The organism is Kribbella sp. NBC_00359 (genome assembly GCF_036097425.1).
GTDB lineage: Bacteria > Actinomycetota > Actinomycetes > Propionibacteriales > Kribbellaceae > Kribbella.
This window is the reverse complement of record NZ_CP107975.1, coordinates 3,185,680-3,200,446: the sequence shown is the minus strand read 5'-3', so window position 1 is coordinate 3,200,446 and position 14,767 is coordinate 3,185,680. Positions and strand designations below refer to the sequence as shown.

Sequence of the window (14,767 nt, the reverse complement as noted above, 5' to 3'; positions counted from 1 at the left end):
TCCGACGTCGCGGACATGAACGACCACGGAGTGACCGGTGCGACCACCGGAACAGAGGTGTTGCTGAAGCTGCCCGTCGACGCGGTCTGGGCGGGGATCACGGCCATCGACCGATACGGCGAGTGGAGCCCGGAGTGCTACTACGGCGCCTGGCTCGACGACGCGGACAGGCCTGTCCCCGGCGCCCGCTTCGAAGCGCGCAACCGCTTCGCCGACGGGTACGAAACCTACGTGACGTGCACAGTCACGATCGCCGATGAGCCGCTGCGCTTCGGCTGGGACGTGTACGGCGGTGAGGATGTGCCCTTCGCCCACTGGGAGTACGAGCTGCAGCCGCAGGGGCGGGTGACGCTGGTCCGGCAGTCCTTCACCCATGGACCTGGTGACAGCGGCCTGCGTTCCGGCGTGCGGCAGCAGCCCGAGCGGGCCGCGGAGGTGATCCAAGGACGCCTGGACCAGCTGTCCGCGAACATGCGCAAAACCCTGCTGTCAATGCAAGAAACCCTGTCCTGATGACGGGGAGGTTCAGGAGGCTTCGCTGGCCTTGGTGGTCGAGGGCGCCACCCACAGGCACTCGGCCGTGCCCTCGGCCAGGTGCTGTTCGTAGACGCCGACCTTGTGGGTGATCACCCGCAGGCACTCGGTGAGTTCCTGGATCTGGGCGGTGACGTGGTCCTGGTGGCTGCGGAGCAGGGCGAGGCGGTCCTGTTCGTTGCCGGAGCCTTGGCGGACCAGCTCGGTGTACTTGCGGATCGTGTCCAACGGCATCCCGGACGAGCGGAACTTGATGCACATGTCCAGCCAGTCGACATCGTCCTCGGTGTAAACGCGCCGGCCGTTCGACTCCCGCCGTACGGCGTCCGCGAGCAACCCCTCGCGCTCGTAGAACCGGAGTGCGTGCACGCTCAGCCCGGTCCGTTCCGCCACCTGTCCGATACTCAGTCCAGCGTCCATACGCGGCACCATAACCCCGGTCGTAGCTCTTACAGCAGTGGTTTCAGGGCCGTCAGCGCCTGATGGACGTCGGCCAAGGTCGTGTAGATGTGGAAGGACGCGCGCAACTTCCCGTCGCGGACGGCCGCGCGGATGCCGGCCGACGCGAAGGCCTCCTGCGCGCCGGGGAGCGGCGTGCTCACGATCGCGGAGTCGCCGGGTGGCAGCCCGAGACCGGCGCGGAACTCGTTCGCCAGCTCCAGATTGTGCTGGTGGATCGTCTCGACGCCGATCTGCTCGACGAGCTCGAGCGCGGGCGCGGCCCCGACGAACGAGAACCAGGCCGGCGACTGATCGAACTTCCGCGCGCCATCGGCGAGCACCATCCGGGTCCCGTAGTACGAGTCGTGCACCTCGGCACCGGCGTACCATCCGGCGGCCGACGGTCGGCAACGCTCCTGCAACCGTGGCGAGAGATACCCGACCGTCGCGCCGCGTGGCGACATCAACCATTTGTACGTGTGCGCAACGAGCACATCGATGCCATCCACCCGCAACGGCAACCACCCCAGCGCCTGGCTCGCGTCGATCACCACCAGCGCGCCGATTTCTTTGCTAGCGGCAACAACCCCGGCCAGATCGAGGACAGCGCCGGTCGACGACTGGACCGCACTCACCGCGACCAGGTCGATCCCCGGCCGGATCGCCGCGACCAGCTCATCCCCTGGTACGGCGACCACCTCGACGCCACGATCCGCGTGGACCTGCCACGGAAACACGTCCGACGTGAACTCGACGTCGTCGGTCAGCACCTTCGCCCCGTCCGGCAACGCCGCCGCGATCGGCGCCAACGCCGCGGAGACCGTGCTGCCGACGAAGACATCGCCGACGTCCGCACCGACCAGCCGGGCGAACGACTCCCGGGCCCGGGTCGTCGACTTGTCCCATGGTTCCCAGGACGTCGCGCCGACCCGCCAGTCGGCGAGCGCGGCCTGCAACGCGTCCCAGGCCGGCTTCGGCGGCAGTCCGTACGACGCCGTGTTCAGCCAGCCCGGCTCCGGATCCCACAGTCCGGCGAAGTCCCCAAGAGTTCCCATTGCTCCACCCTACGCAGCCACGCGGACCGGCCGCGGGAGTTGTCCACAACCGTCAGTCACGCAGGTGCGCAAGCAGTGTCGCCAGCCGTTGCTGGGCGCGCGACGTGCGGCTCTTCACCGTGCCGAGCGGGACGCCGAGCCGGTCCGCGATCTCGGTCTGCGTGAGCCCGTCGTAGTACGCGAGTCGCAGTACCTGGCGATCCAGCGGCCGCAGTCGGGCCAACGCGGCGCGTACCTGCCCGGCCTGCCAGACAGTGACGATGCTCGGCGGCTCGGCGATCGCGACCTCGAGGGTGTCATCGAACGTCAACTGCTCCTGGGTACGACGCTCCCGCCGGTAGATGTCCACCGCCGCACGCCGCGTGATCGCGTACAACCACGGCTTGAGCTCACGCCCCGCATCGAACCGGCCGGCCGCCCGCCACGCCTGCACGAACGCCCGCTGTACGGCGTCCGCCGCGTGCTCGCGATTCCCGAGCAGGTTCAGCGCGGTCGCGAACATCGGCCCGGAGTACCGCTCGTACACCTCGGGCAACGCCGACCCGTCACCCACCCGAAAGCGCTCCCCCAGCGTCTCCTGTTCCATCAAGGTCGTCATGGAATCTCATGCTGCGATCGCCGCCCGTTGCCCACATCGGTGCCAATCACCTATTTCAGGCGGCAGCTACCTATGGGTTGACCTAGAGAGCGCTCTAGCTTCTAGCGTTTCGCCGGTCAGGACCGGAAAGACTGGGGACAGGGCATCAACTTCGTCGACACCGCGGACATGTACTCGACGGGCGAGTCCGAGGAGATCGTCGGCAAGGCACTGAAGGGCCGCCGGGAGGACGTCGTACTCGCGACCAAGGTGCACTTCCCGTTGCACGACGACAGCCGGAACCGCAGTGGGAACTCCCGGCGGTGGATCACTCGCGCGGTCGAGGACAGCCTGCGCCGGCTCGACACCGAGTGGATCGACCTCTACCAGGTGCACCGGCCCGATCACTCGACGGATATCGAGGAGACACTCTGGGTGCTCAGCGATCTCGTCAGCGCGGGGAAGATCCGGGCGTCCGGATGCTCGACGTTCCCGGCCGAGGACATCGTGGAGGCGTACCACGTGGCGGAGCGGCGTGGGTACGGGCGTTTCCGTACGGAGCAACCGCCGTACTCGATGATCGGCCGCGGGATCGAGCGCTCGCTGCTGCCGACGTGTCAACGGCTCGGGATGGGCGTGCTCACGTGGAGCCCGCTCGCATTCGGCTTCCTCTCGGGCAAGATCCGCAAGAACCAGCCGATCGACCTCACGTCCGGCCGGGCTGCCATCGCTCCGCACCGCTTCGATCCGTCACTGCCCGCGAACGCGGCGAAGTTCGACGCCGTCGAGCACCTGATCGAAGTTGCCGAGGGCAACGGAGTGTCCCTCCCGGAGCTGGCGATGGCCTTCGTCACCACGCATCCGGCGGTCACGTCGGTGATCAGCGGACCCCGCACGATGGAGCAACTCGACGGCCTGCTGAAGGCCGCCGACCTCACCCTGGACGACGCGACCCTCGACCGGATCGACGAGATCGTCCCCCCAGGCACCGACCTCTGGGACACCGACGCCGCCTGGCGCCCCCCGATCCCTCACCACCCCCACCACCCGCCGCCGCCCACCCACCGACCGCTGAAGCCCTCGCCCCCCAGCGCGCGACACCAGCAGGCCTGCAACTCGTCCCGGGGCGGACGGAAGATGAAGGTTTTCGGTCGGGAGGGTGGGGATGATGGTTTGTTTTTGACGGGGGGAAGTGGGCACTGGAAGGTCGTCAACCGAGCGAGAAGATGTGAGAGCGATGAACCCCCTGCCGCAGTCCACCCGTAACGCCGCGGAACCGTGGACGGCGAAGGAAGTCCGGCAGTTCGAGAAACTCGCGGCGGAGAACCTGCCACCCTCAGTGATCAGCCTCCGCCTCGGCCGCCCGATACCGGCCATCCTGACCAAGGCCGTCGAGGCGGGCATCAAGCTCACCCCGCTCAACCGCCCGCCGTACGGCGTATGACGCCGACCTCCTGACGCCGGGACGGCGCCGTCGTACCGTGGAGTGCACACACGTCCCAGGGAGGGTGTCATGACTGTCCGCAGACCCGGTAGATGGGATCCCGGCGAAGAGCCGTCCCCGGTGATCGACGAGACGCTGCAGGAGGAAGGCCTCGAGCTGACCAACTACGACGGCGTGATCCCCGAGCACGCCGGTGGCAAATCCCTCGGACCGCAGCCCAACCCACCCCGGCGCCCGCCCCACAAGGCACCCCCGGAGGAACCGGCGGCGGAGGAACCGGCGGACAGCTGACCAGGACACACTCCAGCGGCGACTGAGCACGCGGGCGACGGCAACACCCCGCCCGCGTGCATTACCGTGTGTGCCCATGACCGGATGGTTGGGGGTGATGCCGTGGCGGTGACGATGCGGGACGTGGCGCGGCAGGCCGGGGTGTCGCCGAAGACGGTCTCCAACGTGATGAACGGGTATCCGTACATCCGCGAGGAGACCCGGACCAGGGTGCTCGCCGCGATCGACGCCCTCGGCTACCAGATGAACATCTCCGCCCGGAACCTGAAGTCCGGCCGGACCGGCATCATCGCCCTCGCCGTCCCCGAGCTGAGCAATCCTTACTTCGCCGAGCTCGCCGACGCGGCGATCGCGGCTGCCGGTGAGCACGGCCTGACCGTGATGATCGAGACCACGGGCGCCGACCGCGACCGCGAGTTGACCGCTCTCGCCCGGCCGCGCGGACATCTGGTCGATGGTCTGCTCTACAGTCCGCTCGGCCTCGGGCCCGAGGACGTCGACCAGCTGCGGACACCGACGCCGATGGTGCTGCTCGGCGAGCGGATCTTCCACGGCCCGGTCGACCACGTGATCATCGACAACGTCGAGGGCACCAAGGCGGTCGTCCGGCATCTGCTCGACCAGGGCCGGCGCCGGATCGCGGTGATCGGCATCCGCCCCGGCGAGCAGGTCGGCACCGCCGCCATCCGGTACGGCGCGTACGCCGAGACGCTCGCGGAGTACGACGTACCCGTTCCGAAGGACCTCGCCGTGTCCGGCGGGAAGTGGCACCGGTCGAGTGGCGCGGACGCGATGGAGGAGCTGCTCGCGTCCGGGGAGAAGTTCGACGCCGTCCTCGGTCTGAACGACACGCTCGCACTCGGCGCGGTCCGGGCGCTCACCGCGCACGGCATCCGGATCCCGGACGACGTCGCGGTGGCGGGCTTCGACAACATCGACGAGGCCAGCTACAGCAGTCCGACCCTGACCACGGTCGATCCGAACCGCGTCTACATCGCCCGCACCGCGGTCGACCTGCTGGTCCGGCGAATGGCCGGCGACGACTCCGAGCACGCCGAGATCGTCGCGCCGTACGAGCTGCACACCCGCGAATCCACGCTCGGCGCCGGCTGAGGTCTTGACGGTCCCGGAGCACCCGGGCATCATCTCTACACCGTTGTAGTACACCGATGTAGAACGCCCTGTCCCCTGTCCCCGCCCCCGCCTGGAGGACACGCAGATGCTTGACGACTCCCCTCCGCCCCTCCGCCCACGGCGTCGAGCAGTACTTGGTGGCCTGCTCGGCGGCGCCCTCGCCCTCACCGGCTGCGGCAGCCTCGGCAGCAGACCCAGAGTCCGGGAATGGAACCTCTTCGGCGGCGGCGACGGCGCCCGCCTGCTGCAGATCCACCAGCAGTACGTCGCCGAACACCCCGACGTGCGGTTCGAGGCGACCACCCTCGCCTGGGGCCCGCCGTTCTACACCAAGCTCGCGATGTCGGCGGCCGGCGGCCGCGCGCCCGAGGTCGCAACCATGCACATGTCCCGGCTGAAGGGATTCAGCCCGACGACGATGCTCGACCCGATCCCGGTCGATCTGCTGTCCGCTGCCGGCGTGCACCAGTCCGACTTCCTGCCGGCGACCTGGGACCGCTGCGTCATCGACGGCAAGCTGTACGCCGTTCCGCTGGACCAGCACCCGTTCGTCCTCTACTACAACCTCGAGATCTGCAAGAAGGCAGGTCTGCTCGGCCCGGACAACAAGATCAAGACAGTCAAGGGCGTGACCGAGTTCCTCGACATGCTCCGGGCGGTCAAGGAGACCACCGGCAAGTACGCCGTCTCCGTCGACACCACCAGCCCGTGGCGGCTGTGGTGGACGCTGTACGGCCAACTCGAGGGCGAGTTCTTCAGTCCGGACGGCAAAGAGCTGGTGATCGACGACGCCAAGGCGCTCGAGGCCCTGGACCTGATCGCGAAGCTCGCGAGCGAAGGACTCACGCCGCGGTCGGCGAACTACGCCGCCCTGGTCGCCCAGTTCAGCAACGGCGAGGCCGGGTTGAGCTTCAACGGTGAGTGGGAGGTCACGACGTACCAGACCGCGAAGCTGCCGTTCAGCATGGCGCCGTTCCCGGTCGTGTACGACGTACCGAAGTTCCAGGGCGACTCGCACACCTTCGTGCTGCCGCACCAGGCCCACCGCAACGCCGACGACACGAAGGCGACGATCGAGTACATCGCCTGGATGCTGAAGCACAGCGTCGAGTGGGCGGCCGGCGGCCACATCCCGGCGTACCAGCCGGTGGTGACGAGCCAGGAGTACCTGGACCTCAAGCCGCAGGCGGAGTACCGCAGCGTCGCTCCGAACGTGCTGTACGACCCGGATGCGTGGTTCAGCGGTTCGGGAGCCCAGCTGGAGAACGAGTCCGCGGCGGCCTTCAACGGGATCGCGACCGGACAGGCCACTCCGAAGGCCGCGCTCGCCCAGTTCAAGGCAGCCACCCAGAAGCTGCTCGACACCCCGTCCCCGGTCTGAAAGGAGGCCATCATGGCTGTGCAGACACCACCTCGTGCCCTCAGTACCACCCGACCGGCCGCACCGAAGCCGGGCACTGGCCGCCCGTGGACGGAGCGTTGGGGCGGACTGTTCTTCGTGGCGCCGTTCCTGCTGCTGTTCGCGGTCTTCCTGCTCTGGCCGATCGTGTCCGGGCTGTGGAACAGCTTCTTCAACACCAGCCTGGCCGGGGTCAAGCACCAGTTCCTCGGCCTGGAGAACTGGCGGGAGATGGTCGGCGACCCGGCTGTCTGGTCGTCGCTGAAGAACACCTTCATCTTCACCGCGATGAGTACGCCGCCGCTGGTGATCATCGCGCTCCTGATGGCTCTGCTCGCCAACCGCAAAGGCCTGCTGGGCTGGCTGTTGCGGTTCTCGTACTTCGCTCCGTTCGTCCTGCCGGCCACCGTCGTGACGCTGATCTGGGTGTGGATCTACCAGCCCGGCTTCGGCCTCGTGAACGGGCTGCTGACGGCCGGTGGGTTCGCCGAGATCGACTGGCTGAATACCGAGAACCGGGCCATGCTCGCGATCGTGATCACCACCGTCTGGTGGACCGTGGGGTTCAACTTCCTGCTCTATCTCGCCGCCCTGCAGGGGATTCCGGCTCAGGTGTACGAGGCGGCCTCGATCGACGGCGCCAACGGGCGGCAGCAGCTGTTCCGGATCACGCTGCCGTTGCTGAGCCGGACCACCGGGCTGATCGTCGTACTGCAACTGGTGGCGTCGCTGAAGATCTTCGACCAGGTGTACCTGATGACCGACGGCGGGCCGAACTTCGCGACCCGGCCGATCATCCAGTACATCTACGAGAACGGCTTCACCAACTACCGGATCGGCTACGCGTCGGCGATCTCGTACATGTTCTTCGCGGTCATCGTGGTGGTCGCGCTGCTGCAGTTCAAACTGTTCTCCGGCCGGAAGGAGGCCGGCGAATGAGGACGTCGTGGACCTTCCCGAAGGTGGCGAGCATCGTCGGCGCGGTCATCCTGGCGGTCGTGTGGCTGGTCCCGCTGCTGTGGGCCTTGGACACCTCGCTCAAACCGGAGCCGGAAACGACCCGGTCGCCCATCACCTGGTTGCCCAACGCACCGACCCTGGGTGCCTACCGGAGCGTCGTCGACCAGGGTGATCTGATCCGCTGGTTCCTGAACAGCAGCGTCGTGTCCGTCCTGGTGACCGGCCTGACGCTCGTCGTGTCCGTGCTGGCCGCCTTCGGCTTCTCGCGGACCAGGTTTCCCGGCCGGCGGGTGCTGTTCGGGCTGATCATCGCCGGCATCCTGGTCCCGCCGCAGGTGCTGATCGTGCCGTTGTTCCAGGAGATGACCGGGCTCGGCCTGGTCGACACCTATTGGGGCATCGTGCTGCCGCAGGTGGTCGCGCCGGTGATGGTGTTCGTGCTGAAGAAGTTCTTCGACGGCATCTCGCGTGACTACGAGGACGCCGCCCGGGTCGACGGCGCGTCTCGGTGGCGGATCGTCTGGAGCGTGATGGTGCCGATGTCGCGGCCGATCCTCGTTGCCGTCGGCATCTTCACGTTCATCGGCGCCTGGAACAACTTCCTCTGGCCCTTCATCGTGACCACCGACCCGTCGATGATGACGATCCCGGTCGGCCTGGCCAACGTGCAGGGCTCGTACGGCCTGCGCTACGCCCAGATCATGGCCTCCGCGGTCCTGGGCGGACTTCCCTTGCTGATCGTCTACGCCCTGTTCCAGCGCCATGTGGTCCGCGGCGTCGGCGACGCAGGCATCAAGGGTTGACACCACTCACCACGACAGGAGCAGCCTGGTGCCCTCTGCCAACCTCACCATCGACCCCGCGTTCACGATCGCGCCCGTGAACCGCCGTACCTTCGGGACCTTCGTCGAACACATGGGCCGGTGCGTCTACACCGGTATCTACGAACCGGGCCACGCGACCGCCGACGAGGACGGGTTCCGCAAGGACGTCCTCGAGCTCACCCGCGAGCTCGGCGTCTCGGTGGTCCGCTATCCCGGCGGCAACTTCGTGTCCGGCTACCGCTGGGAGGACGGCGTCGGCCCGCGCGAAGGACGGCCGCGCCGGCTCGACCTCGCCTGGCACAGCATCGAGACGAACGAGTTCGGCCTGGACGAGTTCATCCGCTGGTGCGCCAAGGCCGGGGTCGAGCCGATGATGGCGCTCAACCTCGGTACGCGCGGAGTCCAGGAGGCGCTCGACCTCCAGGAGTACTCGAACCACCTGGGCGGGACCGCCTTGTCCGATCTGCGGGAACAGCACGGCGCATCGCCGTACGGCGTCAAGCTGTGGTGCCTCGGCAACGAACTGGACGGCCCGTGGCAGGTCGGGCACAAGACGCCGACCGAGTACGGGCGGCTCGCGGCAGAAACGGCACGGGCGATGCGGATGATCGAGCCCGATCTGGAGCTGGTCGCGTGTGGCTCGTCCTCGTCGCGGATGCCACTGTTCGGCACCTGGGAGCGGGAGGTCCTGCGGGAGACGTACGACTTCGTCGACTACATCTCGTGCCACGCGTACTACAGCAACGACGACGGCGACACGGCGTCGTTCCTGGCCTCGGCGGTGAACATGGACCGCTTCATCGAGGCCGTGGTCGCGACCGCGGACCACGTCGGCGCCGAGCTCAAGAGCAGCAAGAAGATCGGCATCTCCTTCGACGAGTGGAACGTCTGGTACGGCGAACGGTCCCGCCGGACCGACGGCCCGCACGACCGGTGGGAGGTGGCGCCGCGCCGGATCGAGGACGAGTACAACGTCACCGACGCCGTTGTCGTGGGCAACCTTCTGATCTCGCTGCTGCGGCACAGCGACCGGGTCGCGGTCGCGTGCCTCGCGCAACTGGCGAACGTGATCGCCCCGATCATGACCGAGCCCGGCGGCCCGGCCTGGCGGCAGCCCACATTCCACCCGTTCGCGATCACCTCCCGGCTCGCCGCCGGCCAGGTGCTCCAGGTGCGGGCCGACTCGCCGACCGTCAGCACCGCCAAGTACGGCGACATCCCGGCCGTCGACGCGGTCGCGACGTACGACGAGGGCCGGCTCGCGGTCTTCGCCGTGAACCGGTCGACCGAGGGCCCGGTCGAGATCACCGTGGACGTCGGCCGGACCGGCGTCACGGCGATCGAGGAGGCCGTGATCGTCCACGACGACGACCCACTCGCCACGAACTCGGCCGCGCACCCGGACCGGGTGACCGCCCAGCCGCACGAGTCGGTGAGCCTCGCCGACGGCAAGCTGACCATTACGCTCCCAGCGATCAGCTGGACAGCGCTTTCTCTGTCGACGGACTGATGGCGCTAGGTCAGACTGGGTGGCCGTGAGCACCCAGTCTGACCTTGCCGAGACCACTCGGCTGGAAGCCTTCAGTGATGGCGTCTTCGCGATCGCGATCACCCTGCTGGTCCTCGAACTGCACAACCCCGAACTCGAGGAGGGGCAACGACTCTGGCCGGCCTTGCTGGACGAGTGGCCGCAGTTCGCTGCGTACCTGACCAGCTTCGCGATCCTCGGGGTGATGTGGGTCAACCACCACTCGCTGTTCCGCCAGATCCAGCGCGCCGACCGTGGGCTGATGTTCCTCAACCTGTTGCTGTTGCTGTGGGCCACGTTGCTGCCGTTCCCGACCAGTCTGTTCGCCGAGCACCTCAGAGACGACTCGATCAACGCCAGCATCGCCGCAGCCGTCTACAGCACCAACCTGACCCTGGCCGCGATCGCGTTCAGCCTGATCTGGTGGCACGTCCTGCGCAAGCATCTGGTCGAGCACAACATGACGAACGCGCAGGTCCGGAGGTCGCTGCTCAGATACTCGATCGGCACCTTGATCTACGCGGCCTGCATCGGGCTGTCCTTCATCTCCGCGCAGGCGACACTGCTGGTCGTCTTCCTGCTGGCGGTGTACTACGGCTTCGAGCAGCTCAGGACCCGCGCCTGAACTGCGTGACGCACACCCCGGGAGCAACCTCGACCTGGCCGATCTCCGTGTAGCCGCGGGACTTGTAGAGAGTGACCGCCGGCGTGTTCGCGCTGCCGGTGGACACCAGGCTGACCGGTCGTGGCTCGAGCTGGTCGAGGTGGTCGAGCAGGGCGCGACCATGGCCGCGGCGGGCATAGGCCGGGTCGACGATCAGCCGACTGATGTCCACCGAGTCGTCGGTCAGTTCGTAGGCGACCGCGCCGACCAGCACGGGACCGTCGTACCGGCCGAGCCAGTGCTCGGTGGAGGCCATCAGGCCGGTCAGGTCCTCTTGCAGTGGCGGGATGCCATCGAAGCCGATCAGCTCGGCCTCGACGGCGTAGGCCGCGTGCTGGATCGTCAGCACCCGCTCGGCAACCGCGCGGTCCGACAAATCGAGAGGTCTGATCACGCGCGCCAGGCTACGCTGCCGTGTAAGTTAGCGGAGCCTAACTAACTGAAACGAGGACCGCGGTGAATGCGAGGGTGTTCCGGGACACGTACGGCGTACCGCACCTGCAAGCCGGAGACCCGCTTGCCCTCGCGTACCTGCAAGGCATCAACGTCGCTCGCGACCGGGCCTGGCAAGTCGAGTTCGAGCGGCGGCGCTACCTCGGGACGAGTGCGGCGTTCCTCGGTCCCGAAGCGGCGGGGTGGGACGTATTCGCCCGGCAGGCCCGGCTCGCCGATACCGCGCGGCGCTGCTTCGAGGCGCTCGACGACGAGACGCGCGAGTGGATCACGGCGTACGTCGAAGGCGTCAACCACGCGCTTCCGGGTGGCGCCCGGCGCGCGCCGGAGTTCGCCGAGACCGGGCTGACATTGCAGGAGTGGGAGCCGTGGACGCCACTCGGGATCTGGCTGGCGGTGCACGTCCTGTTCGCCGGGTTCCCCTCGAAGCTGTGGCGGACGCACGTCGCCCGGCATCTCGGCGACGAAGCGCTCGAGCTGTTCAGCTCGGAAGGGCCGCACACGTCCGGGAGCAACGGCTGGCTCATCCCCGGCTCGCTCACCACCTCCGGCCAGGCGATCGTCGCCGGCGACCCGCACCGGTACATCGAGAGCCCGGGCGTCTACCAGCAGATCCAGCTGACCTGCCCCGAGTACGACGTCCTCGGCCTGGCCGTCCCCGGCATCCCGGGCCTCGCCCACTTCGGCCACACCGGGAAGGTCGCGTGGGCCATCACCAACGCCATGGCCGACTACCAGGACCTGTACGCCGAACAACTCCGCCGCACCGGATCCGGCGTGGAGGCCCTCGGCCCGGAGGGCTGGACCGCGTGCGCAGTGCACACCGAGGTGGTCGAAGTCAGCGGGGCTGACCCGATCGAGGTGGACGTGATCGAGACCGACCGCGGTCCGATGATCATGGACGGAATCAGTCTGAGGTATCCGCCCCGGGTGACCAACCGACTGGGTTTCGAAGCACTGCCGAAGTTGCTACGAGCAACAACTGTGGACGATGTCGACGCCGCTTTCGAGGAGTGGGTGGAGCCGGTCAACGTCGTACTGGCGGCTGACACCGCCGGTGGTTTGCTGCATCGGACGGCCGGGATGGTTCCGCGCCGGGACGAGAGCAACCGGCTGCGCGTCGTACCGGCGTGGGAGGCCGAGCACCAGTGGGACGGCTGGCACGATCCGATGCCGCGGGCAACTGTCGACGGGCCGGCCGTGATGGCGAACGCGCGTGAGCTCGCGGCACCGCTGGGCGTCGAGTTCGCCACCCCGCACCGGTCCCGCCGGATCCGGGAACTCCTCGCCTCCCGGCCCACGTGGTCGGTCGGCGAGATGCCGGACATCCACACCGACACCTTCCTCGGATCGGCTGGCTCGATCCTGGATCTCCTGCCCGGCCTCGAGGATCTCTCCGAGCAAGCCGTTGCCCTGCGCACCGAGTTGCTCGGCTGGGATCGCCGGATGGACGCCGCGAGTACGACGGCCTCGTCGTACGCCGCACTCCGCAAGGCGCTCGTCTCCCGGCTGACCGACCACTTCACGATGCTCGAGAACGCCGAATGCGCGGAGGTGTTCGCGCCGTGGATGGACGCCCTCACGCACGTCTCATTCGCGCTGGAGAACCTGATCGCGACCGACCTGCTCCCGGACGTCAACATCGGCTGGCTGGCCCGGGAAGCCCTCGAGGAAGTGGCCGCCCGCAAGGCCCGGCCGCCATGGGGTGAGACCCATCAGCTGTCACCGCTGCACGCGTTGCGCGGTCCGGTGTTCGCGCCGGACGAGGAGCCGTTCGATCTCGGGGTGTCCGGCGACCACCATTGCGTGATGTCGACGTCAAGCCTGCCCGGCCTGACCGACGTGTGTGTCCGCGGCTCCGCGGCCCGTTATGCCTTCGATCTCGCGGATCGCTCGGCGAGTGGATGGGTCGTGCCGTTGGGTGCGTCCGGCGTACTAGGGGATCCGCATCATCATGACCAGCTCCCGTTGTGGCAGCGCGGTGAGCTGGCTCCGGTCGAGGGCTCACTCACTCGCGAGGAAATGAGTTTCGCCTGTGTCCTGGACGGTTTCGGCACGGTCCGCATCGTCGAGGCGGATCTTTCGCGCGACCTGGAGCTCATCTACGAGTGGGTGAGCGCCGAGCGAGCGACGTACTGGGGAATGGGTGAGCTGTCCCGGGACGAGATCGCCGCGACCTACCGGTTCCTGGATTCGGTGCCGACGCATCACGTGTACGTCGTCCGACTGGACGACGTACCGGTCGCGCTGTTGCAGACCTACGATCCACAGGCCGATCCGGCGGGTTCGGCGTACGACGTCGAGGCCGGGGATCTCGGTCTCCATCTGCTGGTCGCGCCCGGCGAACCGCGGCCGGGCTTCACCGGCAACCTGATCGAGGCGGTGGCCGGCTTCGCGTTCGACCACCTCGGGCATCCGCGGCTGGTGGTCGAGCCGGACGTCCGCAACACGCGGGCCATCGACCGCTTCCGTCGCTCCGGCTTCACGTTTGGTCCCGAAGCCACGATCACTCACCCGGACGGGACGACGAAGACGGCGCAGTTCGCCTTCCTCACCCGGGCACAGTTCGCGGGCGAGGTCAGTCCTTGACCGCGAGGACGGCGGCGATGAGCCCCTGCCACTCGGAGAGCTCGTCCGGCGCCTCCGGGTTGCGCCACTGGACGGCCGGGACGAGGCCGGGCTCGACGACAGTGAAGCCGTCGCCGTAGAGCGCGAGGATCTGCTCGTCGGTGCGCCAGCGGCCGCGGCCCAGCGACCCCTGCAGCACCTGCTCCAGCTCCTGGCTGCGCGGGTCGTTCTCGCTGCGGAAGTGGCTGATGAAGACGTAGCTGCCGGACGGGATCCGGTCGTACCAGAACCGGACCAGGGCGGCCGGGTCCTCGTCGTCGTTCACGTGGTGCAGGGTCGCGCTGAAGATCACCCCGACCGGCTGCGTGAAGTCGATCAGCCGCCGGGTCTCCTCGTGGTCGAAGATCGCCTTCGGATCGCGCAGGTCGGCCTGGATGACGGTGGTGTTGTCGTTCTCGGCGAGCAACGCGCGGCCGTGGGCGAGCACGATCGGGTCGTTGTCGGCGTACACGACCTTCGCATCGGGGGCGTACCGCTGGGCGACCTGGTGGACATTGTCCGCGGTCGGCAGCCCGCTGCCCAGGTCGACGAACTGCCGGACCGGCGTGTTCGAAACGATCTCGCGCACCGCCCGGATCAGGGCGCCCCGGTTGTCGGGCGCGATCTGCCGTGAGCCGGGCAGGTCGGTGATGAACTTGTCCCCGAACGCGCGGTCGACGGCGAAGTTGTCCTTGCCTCCGAGCAGGTAGTCGTACGTGCGAGCGATACTCGGCTTGCTCACGTCGAATCCGGGGAACGGCGGCTTCTCCGGAACCTGCTCGTTTGCATCGGCCATCGCGGCGGTCCTTCCGATCCGGTGGTGACAGCAGTCACTCTATGCGACCCCCGAACGGCC

At 68.0% G+C, this 14,767-nt stretch carries 16 protein-coding genes; 11 read left to right on the top strand and 5 right to left on the bottom strand.

Annotated elements, in window-relative coordinates; all coding sequences use genetic code 11:
- Positions 1-15 precede the first annotated feature (15 nt).
- Positions 16-513 (top strand): SRPBCC family protein, encoded by a 498-nt coding sequence (locus OG876_RS15680; RefSeq protein WP_328525590.1) that lies wholly within the window; start codon positions 16-18, stop codon positions 511-513.
- 12 nt (positions 514-525) lie between these two features.
- Here OG876_RS15680 and OG876_RS15675 read toward each other — a convergent pair whose 3' ends face one another.
- Genes OG876_RS15675 through OG876_RS15665 form a run of 3 tightly spaced genes read right to left on the bottom strand, consistent with a single transcriptional unit; the run spans position 526 to position 2,628 of the window.
- Positions 526-954: a MerR family transcriptional regulator gene (locus tag OG876_RS15675; RefSeq protein WP_328525589.1), complete on the bottom strand. Its 429-nt coding sequence runs from the start codon at positions 952-954 to the stop codon at positions 526-528.
- A gap of 29 nt (positions 955-983) precedes the next feature.
- The gene (locus OG876_RS15670; RefSeq protein WP_328525588.1) at positions 984-2,030 is read right to left on the bottom strand and encodes an aminotransferase class V-fold PLP-dependent enzyme; all 1,047 of its coding nucleotides are present in this window, start codon (positions 2,028-2,030) and stop codon (positions 984-986) included.
- Positions 2,031-2,082: 52 nt separating this feature from the next.
- Positions 2,083-2,628 carry an RNA polymerase sigma factor gene (locus tag OG876_RS15665; RefSeq protein WP_328525587.1) on the bottom strand — a complete coding sequence of 182 codons (546 nt, stop codon included), beginning with the start codon at positions 2,626-2,628 and terminating at the stop codon, positions 2,083-2,085.
- Between the two features lie 168 nt (positions 2,629-2,796).
- On the opposite strand from OG876_RS15665, the gene OG876_RS15660 reads away from it, so the two are divergent.
- From OG876_RS15660 to OG876_RS15620, 9 genes are all read left to right on the top strand, one after another.
- The gene (locus OG876_RS15660; protein WP_328525586.1) at positions 2,797-3,873 is read left to right on the top strand and encodes an aldo/keto reductase; all 1,077 of its coding nucleotides are present in this window, start codon (positions 2,797-2,799) and stop codon (positions 3,871-3,873) included.
- Complete coding sequence (locus OG876_RS15655) at positions 3,845-4,051, top strand: hypothetical protein (protein WP_328525585.1); 207 nt, start codon at positions 3,845-3,847, stop codon at positions 4,049-4,051. The genes OG876_RS15660 and OG876_RS15655 overlap by 29 nt, the downstream gene beginning before the upstream one ends.
- A gap of 69 nt (positions 4,052-4,120) precedes the next feature.
- Positions 4,121-4,342: a hypothetical protein gene (locus OG876_RS15650; RefSeq protein ID WP_328525584.1), complete on the top strand. Its 222-nt coding sequence runs from the start codon at positions 4,121-4,123 to the stop codon at positions 4,340-4,342.
- Positions 4,343-4,444: 102 nt separating this feature from the next.
- A complete protein-coding gene (locus tag OG876_RS15645) occupies positions 4,445-5,455 on the top strand; it encodes a LacI family DNA-binding transcriptional regulator (protein WP_328525583.1) in 1,011 nt (336 codons plus the stop codon).
- A gap of 106 nt (positions 5,456-5,561) precedes the next feature.
- Positions 5,562-6,857, top strand: coding sequence for an extracellular solute-binding protein (locus OG876_RS15640; RefSeq protein WP_328525582.1), 1,296 nt, complete (start codon positions 5,562-5,564; stop codon positions 6,855-6,857).
- 12 nt (positions 6,858-6,869) lie between these two features.
- Positions 6,870-7,814 carry a carbohydrate ABC transporter permease gene (locus OG876_RS15635; protein WP_328525581.1) on the top strand — a complete coding sequence of 315 codons (945 nt, stop codon included), beginning with the start codon at positions 6,870-6,872 and terminating at the stop codon, positions 7,812-7,814.
- Complete coding sequence (locus OG876_RS15630) at positions 7,811-8,638, top strand: carbohydrate ABC transporter permease (protein WP_328525580.1); 828 nt, start codon at positions 7,811-7,813, stop codon at positions 8,636-8,638. Before OG876_RS15635 ends, OG876_RS15630 begins: the two co-directional genes overlap by 4 nt.
- A gap of 28 nt (positions 8,639-8,666) precedes the next feature.
- Complete coding sequence (gene arfA / locus OG876_RS15625) at positions 8,667-10,169, top strand: arabinosylfuranosidase ArfA (RefSeq protein ID WP_328525579.1); 1,503 nt, start codon at positions 8,667-8,669, stop codon at positions 10,167-10,169.
- 25 nt (positions 10,170-10,194) lie between these two features.
- Positions 10,195-10,812 carry a TMEM175 family protein gene (locus OG876_RS15620; RefSeq protein WP_328525578.1) on the top strand — a complete coding sequence of 206 codons (618 nt, stop codon included), beginning with the start codon at positions 10,195-10,197 and terminating at the stop codon, positions 10,810-10,812.
- Here OG876_RS15620 and OG876_RS15615 read toward each other — a convergent pair.
- Positions 10,796-11,245, bottom strand: coding sequence for a GNAT family N-acetyltransferase (locus OG876_RS15615; protein WP_328525577.1), 450 nt, complete (start codon positions 11,243-11,245; stop codon positions 10,796-10,798). The two genes, OG876_RS15620 and OG876_RS15615, sit on opposite strands and share 17 nt — an antisense overlap.
- 62 nt (positions 11,246-11,307) lie before the next feature.
- Here OG876_RS15615 and OG876_RS15610 point away from each other — a divergent pair, with 62 nt between their 5' ends.
- Complete coding sequence (locus OG876_RS15610) at positions 11,308-13,893, top strand: GNAT family N-acetyltransferase (RefSeq protein WP_328525576.1); 2,586 nt, start codon at positions 11,308-11,310, stop codon at positions 13,891-13,893.
- Here OG876_RS15610 and OG876_RS15605 read toward each other — a convergent pair.
- On the bottom strand, positions 13,883-14,707 hold the full coding sequence (locus OG876_RS15605; protein WP_328525575.1) for an SAM-dependent methyltransferase: 825 nt from the start codon (positions 14,705-14,707) through the stop codon (positions 13,883-13,885). The two genes, OG876_RS15610 and OG876_RS15605, sit on opposite strands and share 11 nt — an antisense overlap.
- Positions 14,708-14,767 lie beyond the last annotated feature (60 nt).